Origin of the sequence: Yersinia alsatica, from assembly GCF_025133195.1 — a bacterium.
Lineage (GTDB): Bacteria > Pseudomonadota > Gammaproteobacteria > Enterobacterales > Enterobacteriaceae > Yersinia > Yersinia alsatica.
Genome location: NZ_CP104006.1, coordinates 2,020,828 through 2,034,648 on the forward strand (window position 1 = coordinate 2,020,828; position 13,821 = coordinate 2,034,648).

Consider the following 13,821-nt stretch of genomic DNA (forward strand, 5'->3'; position numbering starts at 1 on the left):
CTCAAGCTGTCATACAGATTGCGCTATAACGAGAATTAGGATGAAAATTCGTGCTATGGATCAACTTTTTCGCCAGTTAGCGGTCCTAGACATGCAAACTAATATCACGCCTGCAAATTGATTGCACAGAGGCTAGTTCAAGGCCCGGCGAGTAGACTAATCAGATAATAAGGATTTTCGATAATGAAAGGTCATCACACCCTCCATTGTCTTGTTGCTGCAGCAATACTCAGTGCCAGCTCCTGGACTATGGCACAGCCGGCTACCTCAGTGGCATCAGCACCTGTTCAGACCGCACCAGCTAAACCTCTTCCGACCACCGCCGACCTTCTGCAACAGCCTGTTTATAAAAATAGTTGGCAAAAAATGGTGAAGAGCCAGAAAAATCTACCCGCATGGGCGCGTAAAGGGGTAGGGACGTCCGGGCCTTATGAGGTCATCAACTGGGAAGGGCAGCAATATAAAGTGGGGCGTATCTGTAAACCCCATGATTGCAGCAATAACTTTATGTGGGTGGCATTTAGTCGGGATAAAAAACAAAGCTGGCAGGCGTGGGGGATGCGAGTCTCTGTGGATGACAAGCCGCAAGCTCTCGATAACCCGAGCCAGTTTGCCACCCATCAGTGGCTGGGCCGCCCTGATGAGAAGGTGCAGGCCATGTTGAAACAGCAGCTACAACAAGATCCTAACTGGCACTAGTTAATCGTCGGAGCATGATAATTAACTGCCACTATCATGCTCCAATGATTAGGCGGATGAATCAGCCGACTCCGGCCTGATGCAAGTCATGCAGGTTGATAGCACCGACTAACTTCCCATCCAGATTCACCACTGGGGCCGCACTAATATGATGTTGGTGCAGGGCTTCCAGTGCTTCACCCGCGCGCCATTGTTCTGGCAACCGGTAGCCCGGTCGGGTAATTGCCCCGGTAAGAGGTTGCTGTAAAGTCCCCCCCTTGACTAACCAGCGGCGCAAGTCACCATCGGTGAAGACGCCCACCACCCGTTGATTTTGGTCGCATACAGCGACCAGCCCTAACCCGGTGCGGCTTAACTCCAGCATGGCTTCCATCACGCTGTCAGACTCATTGACCACCGGCAAACGATCACCGATTCTCATTAAATGATGAACTCGGTTAAGCAACCGCGCACCCAAACTGCCTCCGGGGTGTGAACGGGCAAAATCTTCTGCATCGAAACCGCGATGGCGCATGAGTGCCATCGCCAGCGCATCCCCCATCATCAGGGTATTGACTGCACTGGATGTTGGCGCTAACCCCATTGGGCAGGCTTCGTGTTCAACACTGATATCCAACACACAGGCGGCACCGAGCGCTAATGGCGACTCTTTGCCCCCGGTAATTGCAATCACCGGAATGTGACTGTCGGCCAGCAAGGGCAGAATCAAATCCAGCTCTTTGGCGCGGCCTGAATAAGAGATAAAAATCAACACGTCCTGCGGGCCAATCATGCCCAAATCACCGTGCAATGCTTCGGCAGGATGAACGAAAAAGGCTGGGGTGCCGGTACTGGCCAGTGAGGCAGCGATTTTTTTGCCAATATGGCCGGATTTGCCAATACCGGAAACAACCGCTTTGCCAGTGCAGGCCAATAATAATTCACAGGCTCGGACAAAATTATCATCTAAACGGGATAACAAGCGCTGAGCTTCGGTTAGCTCAATTTCCAGGGTTTCACGGGCATAGGTAAGCAGTGGATTAGTCATCTTTATCAACCAGAATGATGTTAATGCCCATTTTCTGCAGTTCCTGCAAATATTCGTCGCTAATACCTTTATCGGTAATCAGGGTATCAACCATATTCAGCGCACAAACTACATTCGGGCTTTTACGGCCAAATTTGGAAGAGTCAACGAGCAGGATGATGCGACTGGCGGCGTGACACATTGCGGTACTGACATGATAAACTTCGTTAAACGTGGTGACACCAGCATTAAGATCAACACCATCCGCGCCGATAAACAGCTTATCAAAACTAAACTTATCAAAAGCAGACTCAGCCAGACTACCATGAAAAGAGGCTGAGCCTTTACGGTAAGTACCGCCTGGCATCAAAATGGTCTGATCGTTATCCAACTCGACCAATTCATTCACGATATGCAGGCTATTGGTCATCACCGTAATATTGTTGAATTTTGTCAGGTGCGGCACCATTTGCAGCACCGTACTGCCCGCATCAAAAACCAAACTATCACCGTCTTTAATCAATTTGCTGGCAGCTTTGGCGATCTGTTTTTTCTTTTCAGTATTAATATGCGTTTTACGATCAATGGGTTGCTCAACATCATCGCGATTTAATACGACCCCACCGTAGGTGCGAATGACCGCCCCTTCATTTTCAAGGCTGGTTAAATCTTTGCGGATAGTGGTACCCGTAGTCGAAAAATGGGCGGCGAGTTGATCGACGGCCGTTTTACCGTGTTGCTGGAGATATTCCAGGATAGCGACTTGTCGCTGCTTTGGTTTCATAACGATTCCTGCTCAAGTATTTCCATTGCCTCTTTTTCAGGCATAACTTTCACATGAAAAAGAATAACTTTCATTGTGAAAATATCATGATTTCGGTTTAATCGCTAATGATAGTGCAGTTTGACATGCTGTATCCGTAGGGAAGATCACATCCGGGATTAAATCTTGCTGATGCAACCCGTGAAGGTGCGTTAATGTACGTGGACGAGCAAAAACACTGATTCCCCGCATGATCATGCTGTCACTGACGCGCATATTTTCATCAAAAGCCAGTGCCATCACCACTCTGGGTTTAAATCGACCACCAGAACGGCCAACGCCAACTGATTTACTGTGCTGACATAACCGGTCAAAAGCGCGGTTAAACCGATTGATTTGCCACCAGCCGAGCAAAATTTGCAGTACCCAGGCAATAATAACAACGGTGATTAGTGCGGATGTTGGTGTCATATTTTGCCCCTTTTACTCTTCGCCCTTGGTGTTACAGTGGTGCTCGCTGTAACACCAAAAACCTTGAGTCAATATTTAAAACATCACTTGCCCACCAGTGATATTGATTGATTGGCCGGTACAGTAGGCTGCTTTATCACTGGCATAGAACAGCAGGGTGTTTAATACATCTTGGTAATCACAACCCCGTTTTAGTGGCACTTTATCGGTATAATACTTTTCAACTTCTTCTGGCTTAATGCCCAATTTAGCTGCGTATTGCGGTAAAAGTGACTGGAACATCGGCGATTTTAACAGATTGCCTAACATCAGTGAATGCACGGTGATACCGTAATCTGCCAAATCCAGCGCCAATGACTGTGTCAGACCCACACCACCGAATTTCGCTGCACTGTAACCGGAGTTGTGTTTGCTGCCCACTTTACCTGATTTAGAATTGATTTGGATGATGCGACCGGCAATACCATCACGAATCATTAAACGGGAGAATTCACGAGCACATAAGAAATAGCCCACCAGATTTACTTGGAGTGAACGGTCGAAATCATCCAGAGGGAAGTCAGTGATCGGGGCCGCTTTGGCAATACCCGCGCTATAAACCAATAAATTGGTTTGGTGGAAGCTTTGATCGACGGCTTTTGCCAGCATCTGCACACTGTTTTCGTTGGTGGCATCCACCTGAAAACCTTGCGCGCTGCCAGCACCATACTCGGCATTAATCTGGTCGGCAACTAACTGCGCGTTATCTGAATTTAAGTCAGCAACCGCCACTTTATAACCTGATTCGGCCAGACCGTGGCACAAGAATGCGCCCAGAGTTTGCCCACCACCGATAACTACTGCTACTTGTGTCATATACACCTCCAATACCCTTGGTCATTGAAGCTGCAGCTGTGTAAGCCCCGAATCACTGGTGCGAGTCAGTGATCCAGAACTATTGCTATGCTGCGACTTCAATAACTTTGGGGATAAATTAATAAATAAATTAGCGAATAAATTTCAATGCACTGCCGACTGGAATATCACTGGGTGTCGGGCCAATAACATGAATGGAGCCGGGAAACTCAGGCTGCTCGTCACCATTGAAACGAATAGTGACGTGGCCCAGTTCACGTAGGTTCTGGGTGGCAACGTCACCTACCGCGGTGATGACATAACGCTGTTGTGCCAGTTCCATAATGTTGCCTGCCTGTAATTCCCCATCGGTGGTGCTGTGCTGGTGGATAAAACAGAACTCTTCAATATCTTTAGGTGCCCCTTCGCGGAAGGTGATGAGCATGTCATCCAACAGCGCCTCGCGGGCGCTATCACCGATATTGATAATGGTTGTCTGATAAATAGTATTCATACGTACATCCTTAACCGTTGAATGTATTACCGAAAATCTTTGTTATGCTCTTGCCGATTGCCTAAGTCTTACTGATAAATAAAGGCTGATGCGGCCCAGGCAATCAATACTGTTGGAGCCCCTGTCAGGAAGCGGCCGACCAGTACGGATGGAACCCCAACTCGCACGGTATCTTGCTTCGCTTCGGCCAGAGACAGGCCCACCGGGATAAAGTCACATGCCGCCTGAGCATTAATCGCAAATAACGCAGGCAGGGCCAATTGTGGTGGGATATTCCCCAAACCAATTTGTACCCCAACTAATACGCCGATAACTTGCGCAATAACGGCCCCTGGGCCTAAGAACGGTGACAACAGCGGGAAGGAACAGATCAATGCCAAGAGCACTAACCCTATTGGGCTGCTGGCCAGCGGTGTTAAGCCGTGAGCAATAAAATCACCTAAACCGGAGGCCATGATGATGCCGATTAATGCTGACACGAAGGCCATAAACGGCAGGATAGTTTTCAGCACAGTATCAATAGTGTCGCGGCCTGACTGGAAGAAGACGGCAACCACAGAGCCCATGCCCATCCCAACTTTTGCCAGCAAACCATCACTTTGTTCAGTGATTTTCTTGCTGGTGTCGTAATCACGCCCCCCTTTAGCCGAGGTTGTCTCCGCCGCTTTTGGCTGGGTTTCAACCGGTTCTACTGCTGAAACAGCGGCTGTGGCATTGTCGGTTCCACTGATTTTCTGAATATTTTTTTCACGCACACCAGAGACATAAATATCTTCCAGTATGTATTGCGCCATTGGCCCAGATTGACCGGTTGAATGGATATTGACTGTCGGAATGCGGCGCTTTGGATAAAGACCACAACGTAAGGTTCCGCCGCAGTCGATGATAGCAACCGCTATCTCTGCTGCTGGTGGTTCACCTTCTTTAAATCCATCTACCGCTTCCCAGCCAGTCAGTTCACTGATGCGGTCAATAATGGCCGGGCGGGTACCGGCAGTGATGTAAACAATTTTTTTACCGGGGACGATTGGCAATACCAGTGGGCCACCCCAGCCGCCTTCGCCTTTTTCAATCCGGATAAATTCACTCATGATCTGCTCCACACAGTCTGCCGTTAACTGACATTAAAAGTTAACTGACCTATTAAAGTTGTACGGTACGATCCAGACGGATACCCATCTTGCGTTCGAAGATAGAGGTCGTCAGGTCAGTAACCCAGCCGCGGAAGAAGTTGGTGACCAACCCAACCAAGAAGTAGCTCACCGCCAGCGGACCTAATGGCAGGCCCAGAGTGGTTAAACCACTGGCTATACCGAGGAAGACGAACAACTCACCCGGGTTTATGTGTGGGAACAAACCATTCATTGAGTGACAGCTGTAAGAAGCGGCTGCGTAATAACTTGGTTTGTATTTTTCTGGCATAAAGCGCCCGAGACTTAGTGTCATCGGGTTACAGAATACAAAGGTACCGATCAGTGGCAGTAACAGATAACGAGAAACAGGGTTACCTGCGCAACGTTGAGCCAATCGTTCAATTCTGTCCTGACCGACAAACTTGATCAGGGCATTCATGATGACCAACAAACTAATTAATAAAGGTAAAATCCCGGTGACCATTCCAACAAAAACTTCTCCCCCTTTTTGGAAGAGTCCGATAAACCACTCGGCTCCATGGGTTATAAGTTCAATCATTCTTCTTCTCCTGTAATCGAGGTTATGGCTGTTTTTATGAATCCACTTATAACTATCTGTTATGAATGGAAATTTAAGACACCGCTTATTAAAGCGGTTGCAAAATGCTGAGGTATCAGAATGAACTCCATCATCTTGTCTGTCGCCATGTGCACTACCATAATCATTTTTTAGATCTATTTATCGCATATGGATCACACTTTGAAAGATAAACCTTTCAAAGTGAAGTTTATAAATGAAAGAAAATTGAATTGAAATGAAAGTTTTTGGTGTGAAAGGGATACTAGCCCAAGACAGTATGGGAATAGAACGGGCGGCGGATGTAAGAAAATAGGTTAATAAAATCGAGAATAATCATGGGCTAACCACTGCTAGCCCATGTAGGGGATTAACCTAATAACTCGCAATTGGGGGGAAGACGGCACTGAATGGCATTAGGGATGACTGCAATGCGGAAATGTTTTCCTGAAAGCGGTTCACCATCCAGATTGAAGGTTATTTCATGTGGCGCAGTGATTTCGAGCCAAGGTAGCATTGTCTCAACCACATTTTTGTTTTTTTCACCACTAAACACGCTGGTGAGAAAGGCGGGCAGTAACTCTTCAGCAATCAGCAAACGTAATTGCAGCAGACCATCATTAATCAGCGCGTCGGGGCAGAGAGGTTGCCCGCCACCGGCTTGCCGACCATTACCAATCCCTATCACCAAAGCATCACCGGACCACTCGAAGCCAGGGCCACGGATTTCACAGCTATCGGCTTTAATCGTATCCATGCGCATCAGGCCATGAATAAAGTAAGAAGCACCGCCGAGCACCGCTTTGAGCTTGTCGGGAGTCTCGGTAGTGATGCGGGTACCAAAGCCACCGGTGGCCATATTGATGAAATAGTGTTCACCATTTACTTGCGCTAAATCGATGTCAACGGCCCGGCCTTTGACCGCCAATTGCAATGCATTCTCTATTTGCAGTGGAATATTACAACTGGTGGCAAAATCGTTGGCAGTGCCTAGTGGCAAGATACCCAAACTGGGGCGGTTTGCATCGGGCAATGCCATCAGTGCAGTCACCACTTCATTGATGGTGCCATCTCCGCCACCGGCAATAATAGTATCAACCTTCAAGGTGGTAGCTTCTTGCACATAACGTTTTGCATCACCCTGTTCCCAAGTGACACGAACATGAAGAGTTAAGCCTTCCTCACGCAAGTTTTTGACTGCATCGCGAACATCAAGATTACCGGACCCCTTACCGTTCAGAATGAGAAGGGTATGTGGCATTGACGTCATAACTTGCTCCAGATCATTTCTGCAATAAGGATAACAATAACCCATACCTGTTTAATTTACCTATCAGATTATTCAAGGAATAATGGGGAATATCATCGATAGTTAGGCTTAATAAAAATAGGTTTAATTTTTACTGGAATGTTTATTCGATTGGGATAATTATTATCTTCTGTAGGATAATTCGTGGTATCAGTTTTTTCTTATTATTAGTTAATGTCTTAATAAGAATCATTAATAACAACCAATTAATAAAAGTTAAGTATTATCAATGTATTAGAGGTAAAAAAGAAAAGGCCAGCCCAAGGGAGATTGGGCTAGCCAAGGAGGTGGTTCCTAGTCTTGCTTTAAAACTTTTTTAGTTCTTGATTGTACTCGAGCTATACTACCCCAGTGTAATTATAATTGATGTGATCCATTTCTAATATTTGCTAAAAATGCCATCTTGTCGATGGCATTATTTTTTATTGCTTTACGTTACGCTTTTTCATGGGGATTTCGGCTATTTGTCCCGTTGAGATTACGTATCAGTAAGCCATATTCTACATTAATGTCCTCTGGGATCGGCAAATACATGATATGCCCATTACCCGGCGCTATATCTGCTGGCTGACCTTTCTTATCCTGCATACTTTCGAGTGTAAACTGGATATTACCGCCTGGCGTCATCAATTCAACACTGTCACCGACCGAGAATTTATTTTTGACCACCACTTCAGCCAGGCCATCACGACGGACACCTGTGAACTCCCCGACAAATTGCTGGCGCTCTGACACCGAATAGCCATATTCATAAGTTTGGTGTTCTTCATGTACATGGCGGCGTAGAAAGCCCTCGGTATAGCCACGGTGGGCCAGACCTTCCAGTGTGGTCAGTAAAGTTGGGTCGAAAGGTTTACCGGCGACAGCATCGTCGATAGCGCGGCGATATACTTGCGCAGTGCGGGCGCAGTAATAAAACGATTTAGTCCGGCCCTCAATTTTCAGCGAATGCACACCTAATTGGGTTAGCCGTTCCACATGCTGGATGGCGCGCAGATCCTTGGAGTTCATGATGTATGTGCCATGCTCATCTTCAGAAGCCGTCATATACTCACCGGGGCGCTGTGCTTCTTCAATCATAAATACTTTATCAGTGGGCGCGCCGATACCCAGTGTCGGTTCGACAGTTTTCACTGGAATAGGCTGGTGGATATGCACGATATTGCCAATATCGTCTTCTTTCCCTTCCTGAACATTATATTCCCAGCGGCAGGCATTGGTGCATGTGCCCTGATTAGGATCACGTTTATTGATATAGCCGGAGAGCAGGCAACGGCCCGAGTAAGCCATGCACAATGCGCCGTGGACAAAGATTTCCAGCTCCATGTCAGGGACTTGAGCTCGGATTTCAGCTATTTCTTCCAGTGATAATTCACGGGATAGAATCACTCGAGTTAAGCCCATCTGCTGCCAGAATTTTACGGTAGCCCAGTTGACGGCGTTGGCTTGCACTGACAGGTGGATATCCATCTGTGGAAAAGCCTCACGCACCATCATGATTAAGCCAGGATCGGACATAATGAGCGCATCCGGGCCCATATCAATCACCGGTTTTAAATCACGCAGAAAGGTTTTCAGCTTAGAGTTATGGGGCGCAATATTGACCACCACATAGAAGCGCTTGCCTAAAGCATGTGCTTCCTGAATCCCTAAGGCCAAATTCTCGTGATTGAATTCATTATTTCGCACTCGCAGGCTATAGCGCGGTTGACCGGCATAGACGGCATCTGCCCCATAGGCAAAGGCATAGCGCATGTTTTTCAGGGTACCGGCAGGTGATAATAATTCCGGTGTAAAAGGTGTATTTGATGCTGGTGTAGATGACGACATATAGTGGCTCTCAGTCTGAGTTCAAGTCAGAACCACGCCCGCAGGGGGTGGCTTTACCCCAAATAATTGCCGTTGCAGGTAGGCTGCTCGCCAGTAATCCTGCGACTTCAAGTATGAAGGGGATAAAAGTCGGGGATTGTAACCTCGTGCTTCTTGAAAATCAGCCATTGCACAATCTTTGTAAGGTTTAAATGATCTGGATCAATTTAAGAGATTTTTAGTGGTTTTTGCCACAAAGAAATAATATGACAACCGAGCAAAATACTGCTCATTTTTTGACTTAATTGATTATTTTGAGTAATATTTTGCACATGTAAGTGTGTTCTTAATTTTTATGAGCAAAATATTGCTCATGGAGCGACTGTGGCTGAATTGACGATACAAATTTTTAATCACGGTGCATGGCACGATGCAGCCGAACTGACTTTTGCTGCTCCTGCACATGGCAGACAGGGACCCGCAGTGTTAGGTTATGACGGTGATTATGCTATTGAGTGGATGTATCGTGATGATGAATTCAGTTGCAGCATAAATTTGCCTGTTGAATTGGCTTATACCTATTCCTCACCGCACTGGTTTGCCTTTATTGACGATATCATGCCAGCAGGGGCAAGTCGGCGCTATTGGGTTAATCAACTGGGGCTGCAATCTATGTCTGCAAGTGAGCAAGATTATGCTCTGCTTAAAAATGGCACTATTGCACCAGTAGGGAATATGCGAATAAAGGAAGCATTGCCAGAACTGCATCCTGATAGCCAATTAAGAAATATTCGTTTTACATTGCAAGATGTGATTGAGCGTGACTCTTCGTTTCTGGAATATGCCCAACAAATGGGAGCTGCTGCAGGTGGGGCGACAGGTGCAGGAGGTGAGGCTCCTAAACTATTATTATGTTGTTCTAGTCATGACGAAATCTGGATAGACACCTTTCAAGATGATATCAATATCGAAGATACTCACTATTTGATTAAATTCCCGCGCGGGAAACGTAGTGCCATTGATTGCGATATTCTGCGTGCTGAATATCATTTTTATCAAGAGTTGGCCAGCATCGGTATCGATACCATAGACACTCAAAAGATGAGATTGATTGAAGGGGAACGTTATCCTTCTTTATGGTTACCTCGCTTCGATATTGATTGTATTGAGAATAAGCGAGTTCAGTATGGGCTTGAGTCGCTTTATTCCGTTATGGATGCTGCTCCTGGCAGCTACTTAAATCATTTCGATGTTATTCGAACTTTGGCACAGAAATTAACCTCTCAATATCGTGTCAGCGATTTAGGTCAATCGATAAATGTAGAAGATCTGGTTATTGAAATGATCAAGAGAGACTTACTCAATATTGCTTTTGGTAACTCAGACAACCATGGCCGTAATACCGCATTAATTAAACGGCCCGAAGGTATTTGGCTCTCACCTATTTATGATTTTGCACCAATGAAAGCCGACCCTGAAGGGATCGCCAGAGTAACTCAATGGGGATCACCGTATGAAGAGGGGGGGCATTTCAATTGGCGGGCTATTATTGAAGAATTGTCAGATCTCGCTAATCCCACTCATGTTTTTGATACATTTAAACAAACGGCTCAACAGTTGATAGGATTGAAGTCTCGGCTTAAAAAACGAGGTGTACCGGATAGTATTCTTACTATGCCAGGAATGGCTTTTGATTATTTGGATGAAAAATTGCAACGGTGGGCACAGCTATGAAAGCAAAACTGTCGCCTTTAGCGCGTGAAACTTTATTGTTGAATTTGGTGGAGCAGTTTTTCAGTGATCAAATTTCAATGGGTCAGCTACTGCGTCGATTAAGAAAAGATATGTTGAATATGTCTCAGGACGAGTTCTCATCGATGGTTAAGATTAGTCGTAGAACACTATCTGATATTGAGACGGATAAAGGAAGCCAGACATTATCTGTTCTCGGGCGTGTTTTCCGCCCATTTGGTTTGAAAATTGGATTGTTACCACGAAACCAACAGATATTAAAAAAAATGCTGAATAAAGAGTTTTAAACAGACTGGTGCAGCAGCGTGGGGAGTAAATGCGCGGTCACTTGCCCCGCGCATCAATTCTTAGGTAAAGAATATCGGTAAAAAATAGCTCTATCGAATCATTAAAAATTACAGCGTCAGATCTTTAATTGTCGTGGTCGGGCCATTTTTTGTCACAGAGGCAATACCATTTTTGGCGGCAGCTTCAGAACTGTAGGATTCGCTGATACCAATAACTTGATGATTTTTTGCTTTCAAGACGAAATAAGGTTCATTTTTCGTATTGTGCTTCAGTTCATACTGGCTTTCATGTGGGGAGTTACTTTGCACTGAGGTGATGCCATTCTCAGCCGAAGCTTTACTGGCATACATCTCACTGGAGAGAATAATTTCGCCATTGCTGGCTTTCAGATTGAAATGGTACTGCCCATTCTTTGCCTTTTTAATCTCATAGTGACCCATGGCCATAGTTTTGCTCCTATTGGTGGTGGTACCTCTAATGAGTGTAGTCAACGACCTATACTCCACCAACATAATGCAAATTTGGCGCAGATTAAATTACAGTAAACGGCAGATCTCTGCTTCCCAGCGATACCCCATACCATAAACCGCACGAATAAACGGTTTCTCGCCATCAAGAGCCTCCAACTTACGCCGCAGATTCTTGATATGGCTGTCGATAGTGCGGTCGGTCACCACGCGGTAATCGTCATACAGATTATTTAATAGCTGCTCACGGCTAAACACATGTCCTGGTTGGGTGGCCAGTATTTTCAGTAGACGAAACTCCGCCGGAGTCAGTTCCAGCAAATGGCCCTGATAGCTGGCTTGAAAGCGCGACTCATCAATCAATAGCGGTGCGCTATCACTTGGCTGCTCGCGTTGTTGCTGGCAGCGGCGCAGAATGGTTTTGACCCGCGCCACCACTTCCCGTGGGCTATAAGGTTTACAGATATAGTCATCAGCACCAATCTCCAGCCCCAATAAGCGGTCAATTTCTTCCGTTTTGGCCGTGACCATCATGATCGGCACATCAGAAAAACGACGAATCTCACGGCAAATGCTGATGCCGTCGGTACCGGGTAACATTAAATCCAGCAAAATGATCGATGGTGGTGCTTGGCGCACCGCGCCGACCACCTCGCTGCCATGGGTCAACCATTGGGTGCGATAACCCGCAGCTTGCAGGTAGTCAACCAATAACTGGCCGAGCTTAGGTTCATCTTCAACAATCAATACGTAACCAGACTGGCTGGCAGACTGAAGCGGCTCGTGCATTGCAATGAATTACCCTATGGGATTGAGTAGAGGAAATACTACCGTAATCCGCAGGCCACCCAAAGGTGAATGTTCAGCACTGATTTTACCGCCATGGGCCTCGACGATATTGTGGCAAATCGCCAAGCCCAGCCCAGAGCCACCACTGGCACGGTTACGCGAGCTTTCAGTACGATAAAAACGTTCAAAAATACGCTGTAGTTGCTCGTCACTCAGGCCGGGTTTACTGTCTTGCCACACGAGCGTTAATGTCTCTTCTTGCTGCGCTGAAAGATGAAGCTTGGCAAAAATTTCTAGCTGCCCACCCTCATTGGTGTAGCGCAGGCTATTTTCCAGCAAATTGTGAAATAGCTGATTCAGCCGGTCAGGATCACCAAACATGATTGCGTGTTCAGGCATATGGGTGGTGATCAGCATATTTTTACTTTGGAAGCGGCCACGAAAACTGGCAATCGCGATTTGCAGTAGCCGCACGGCATCCAACTGGGTTTTGCGGTAGGCGAGTGCGCCGCGGTCAGACATCGATAACTGGTGCAGGTCATTGACCAGCTTCGTCAGAATCCCAACCTCTGCTTGTAGCGAAATCAACGACTCAGGTGTTGGCTGGCGCACACCATCTTGCAGTGCTTCCAGCTCACCGCGCAATACCGCCAGTGGGGTGCGCAATTCATGGGAGACATCCGCCATAAAGTCACGCCGCATTTGCTCGTTTTTTTCCAGCGAGCTGGCAAGCTGGTTAAAATCCTGAGCCAGACGGCCCAGTTCATCACGGCTGCTAACGGCCACACGAGCACTGAAATCACCGGCCGCCAGCCGATGAGTGCCTTCCACCAGGCGCTTGACTGGGGCTAACATTCCTCGCGATAAAATCCAGGTGACAGCTGCGGCCAATAAGGTCGATAAGCCGACAATTATCCAGCTGGTGCGGCGCTGTTGTTGATCAAAGTTAATGTCGGCATTGCGCGTCAGCTTTTCCGGTGGCGTGGACATCACCCAGCCAACTACCTGTTTATTCACGGTTATCGCCCGGCGGCTAGCTTCTTTCGGCAATTGACCGGTGTGCCCGACCAGAAGATTGTGGCGATTATCCACCACCCAGAATTGGGAGCGCCAACCGCGCGGCGGCATGCTGCGGCTATTATCATTACTTTGGTCTAACGAGCGCATTATCTGATAAACCACTTGATCATTGTTGCGCAGAAAATCCCAATTACCATAGTGCTGATACTGCACTTCGAGGGCATCCCCCAGCATATTGATCCGCTGCTCATTACTTTGCTTTATATAATCGATAAAACCGCGCTCGAAGCTGGCTCTGATGCCCCAATGCATAGTGATCAACACCAGCATGCAAGTGGCAAATATGGCCATAAACAGTTTTCCGGTGATGCCGATTCTCATTCTTTTTCC

15 protein-coding genes are annotated in these 13,821 nt (G+C 46.8%); 3 read left to right on the plus strand and 12 right to left on the minus strand.

Annotated elements, in window-relative coordinates:
- The first annotated feature begins 183 nt into the window (after positions 1-183).
- Entirely contained in the window at positions 184-699 is a 516-nt protein-coding gene (locus N0H69_RS08925) for an inhibitor of vertebrate lysozyme family protein (RefSeq protein ID WP_050107987.1), read from the plus strand.
- Between the two features lie 61 nt (positions 700-760).
- Here N0H69_RS08925 and gutQ read toward each other — a convergent pair whose 3' ends face one another.
- From gutQ to trhP, 9 genes are all read right to left on the minus strand, one after another.
- Positions 761-1,726 (minus strand): arabinose-5-phosphate isomerase GutQ, encoded by a 966-nt coding sequence (gutQ, locus tag N0H69_RS08930; protein ID WP_050151808.1) that lies wholly within the window; start codon positions 1,724-1,726, stop codon positions 761-763.
- Positions 1,719-2,489, minus strand: a complete 771-nt coding sequence (srlR, locus tag N0H69_RS08935) for a glucitol operon DNA-binding transcriptional repressor SrlR (RefSeq protein ID WP_050107983.1) — start codon at positions 2,487-2,489, stop codon at positions 1,719-1,721. Before srlR ends, gutQ begins: the two co-directional genes overlap by 8 nt.
- 84 nt (positions 2,490-2,573) lie before the next feature.
- Entirely contained in the window at positions 2,574-2,939 is a 366-nt protein-coding gene (gene gutM, locus N0H69_RS08940; RefSeq protein ID WP_050107981.1) for a transcriptional regulator GutM, read from the minus strand.
- 75 nt (positions 2,940-3,014) lie between these two features.
- The gene (gene srlD, locus N0H69_RS08945) at positions 3,015-3,794 is read right to left on the minus strand and encodes a sorbitol-6-phosphate dehydrogenase (RefSeq protein WP_050107980.1); all 780 of its coding nucleotides are present in this window, start codon (positions 3,792-3,794) and stop codon (positions 3,015-3,017) included.
- A 130-nt stretch (positions 3,795-3,924) separates the two neighbouring features.
- A complete protein-coding gene (gene srlB / locus N0H69_RS08950; RefSeq protein WP_050151809.1) occupies positions 3,925-4,287 on the minus strand; it encodes a PTS glucitol/sorbitol transporter subunit IIA in 363 nt (120 codons plus the stop codon).
- A gap of 68 nt (positions 4,288-4,355) precedes the next feature.
- Positions 4,356-5,378: a PTS glucitol/sorbitol transporter subunit IIB gene (gene srlE / locus N0H69_RS08955; RefSeq protein ID WP_050107977.1), complete on the minus strand. Its 1,023-nt coding sequence runs from the start codon at positions 5,376-5,378 to the stop codon at positions 4,356-4,358.
- 52 nt (positions 5,379-5,430) lie between these two features.
- Entirely contained in the window at positions 5,431-5,979 is a 549-nt protein-coding gene (srlA, locus tag N0H69_RS08960; RefSeq protein WP_032910718.1) for a PTS glucitol/sorbitol transporter subunit IIC, read from the minus strand.
- A 388-nt stretch (positions 5,980-6,367) separates the two neighbouring features.
- Positions 6,368-7,258, minus strand: a complete 891-nt coding sequence (gene yegS, locus N0H69_RS08965; RefSeq protein WP_072077631.1) for a lipid kinase YegS — start codon at positions 7,256-7,258, stop codon at positions 6,368-6,370.
- 483 nt (positions 7,259-7,741) lie between these two features.
- Positions 7,742-9,061, minus strand: a complete 1,320-nt coding sequence (trhP, locus tag N0H69_RS08970) for a prephenate-dependent tRNA uridine(34) hydroxylase TrhP (protein ID WP_375541940.1) — start codon at positions 9,059-9,061, stop codon at positions 7,742-7,744.
- A 438-nt stretch (positions 9,062-9,499) separates the two neighbouring features.
- On the opposite strand from trhP, the gene N0H69_RS08975 reads away from it, so the two are divergent.
- Both N0H69_RS08975 and N0H69_RS08980 read left to right on the plus strand, forming a co-directional pair.
- Positions 9,500-10,849 carry a type II toxin-antitoxin system HipA family toxin gene (locus N0H69_RS08975; protein ID WP_050151811.1) on the plus strand — a complete coding sequence of 450 codons (1,350 nt, stop codon included), beginning with the start codon at positions 9,500-9,502 and terminating at the stop codon, positions 10,847-10,849.
- Complete coding sequence (locus tag N0H69_RS08980) at positions 10,846-11,154, plus strand: helix-turn-helix transcriptional regulator (RefSeq protein ID WP_050146906.1); 309 nt, start codon at positions 10,846-10,848, stop codon at positions 11,152-11,154. Before N0H69_RS08975 ends, N0H69_RS08980 begins: the two co-directional genes overlap by 4 nt.
- Before the next feature lie 108 nt (positions 11,155-11,262).
- On the opposite strand, the gene N0H69_RS08985 is transcribed toward N0H69_RS08980, so the two are convergent.
- The 3 genes from N0H69_RS08985 to baeS all read right to left on the minus strand — a co-directional run bounded on the left by N0H69_RS08985 (position 11,263) and on the right by baeS (position 13,812).
- The gene (locus tag N0H69_RS08985) at positions 11,263-11,601 is read right to left on the minus strand and encodes a YegP family protein (protein ID WP_050107970.1); all 339 of its coding nucleotides are present in this window, start codon (positions 11,599-11,601) and stop codon (positions 11,263-11,265) included.
- A 90-nt stretch (positions 11,602-11,691) separates the two neighbouring features.
- On the minus strand, positions 11,692-12,411 hold the full coding sequence (gene baeR / locus N0H69_RS08990; protein WP_050107968.1) for an envelope stress response regulator BaeR: 720 nt from the start codon (positions 12,409-12,411) through the stop codon (positions 11,692-11,694).
- Positions 12,412-12,420: 9 nt separating this feature from the next.
- The gene (gene baeS, locus N0H69_RS08995; RefSeq protein ID WP_050107966.1) at positions 12,421-13,812 is read right to left on the minus strand and encodes an envelope stress sensor histidine kinase BaeS; all 1,392 of its coding nucleotides are present in this window, start codon (positions 13,810-13,812) and stop codon (positions 12,421-12,423) included.
- Positions 13,813-13,821 lie beyond the last annotated feature (9 nt).

Bases quoted from the DNA above. Each gene is read 5' to 3' on its own strand.
- N0H69_RS08925 (WP_050107987.1), top strand. From the start codon at position 184: ATGAAAGGTCATCACACCCTCCATTGTCTTGTTGCTGCAGCAATACTC.
- gutQ (WP_050151808.1), bottom strand. From the start codon at position 1,726: ATGACTAATCCACTGCTTACCTATGCCCGTGAAACCCTGGAAATTGAG.
- srlR (WP_050107983.1), bottom strand. From the start codon at position 2,489: ATGAAACCAAAGCAGCGACAAGTCGCTATCCTGGAATATCTCCAGCAA.
- gutM (WP_050107981.1), bottom strand. From the start codon at position 2,939: ATGACACCAACATCCGCACTAATCACCGTTGTTATTATTGCCTGGGTA.
- srlD (WP_050107980.1), bottom strand. From the start codon at position 3,794: ATGACACAAGTAGCAGTAGTTATCGGTGGTGGGCAAACTCTGGGCGCA.
- srlB (WP_050151809.1), bottom strand. From the start codon at position 4,287: ATGAATACTATTTATCAGACAACCATTATCAATATCGGTGATAGCGCC.
- srlE (WP_050107977.1), bottom strand. From the start codon at position 5,378: ATGAGTGAATTTATCCGGATTGAAAAAGGCGAAGGCGGCTGGGGTGGC.
- srlA (WP_032910718.1), bottom strand. From the start codon at position 5,979: ATGATTGAACTTATAACCCATGGAGCCGAGTGGTTTATCGGACTCTTC.
- yegS (WP_072077631.1), bottom strand. From the start codon at position 7,258: ATGCCACATACCCTTCTCATTCTGAACGGTAAGGGGTCCGGTAATCTT.
- trhP (WP_375541940.1), bottom strand. From the start codon at position 9,061: ATGCGCTATGCCTTTGCCTATGGGGCAGATGCCGTCTATGCCGGTCAA.
- N0H69_RS08980 (WP_050146906.1), top strand. From the start codon at position 10,846: ATGAAAGCAAAACTGTCGCCTTTAGCGCGTGAAACTTTATTGTTGAAT.
- N0H69_RS08985 (WP_050107970.1), bottom strand. From the start codon at position 11,601: ATGGCCATGGGTCACTATGAGATTAAAAAGGCAAAGAATGGGCAGTAC.
- baeR (WP_050107968.1), bottom strand. From the start codon at position 12,411: ATGCACGAGCCGCTTCAGTCTGCCAGCCAGTCTGGTTACGTATTGATT.
- baeS (WP_050107966.1), bottom strand. From the start codon at position 13,812: ATGAGAATCGGCATCACCGGAAAACTGTTTATGGCCATATTTGCCACT.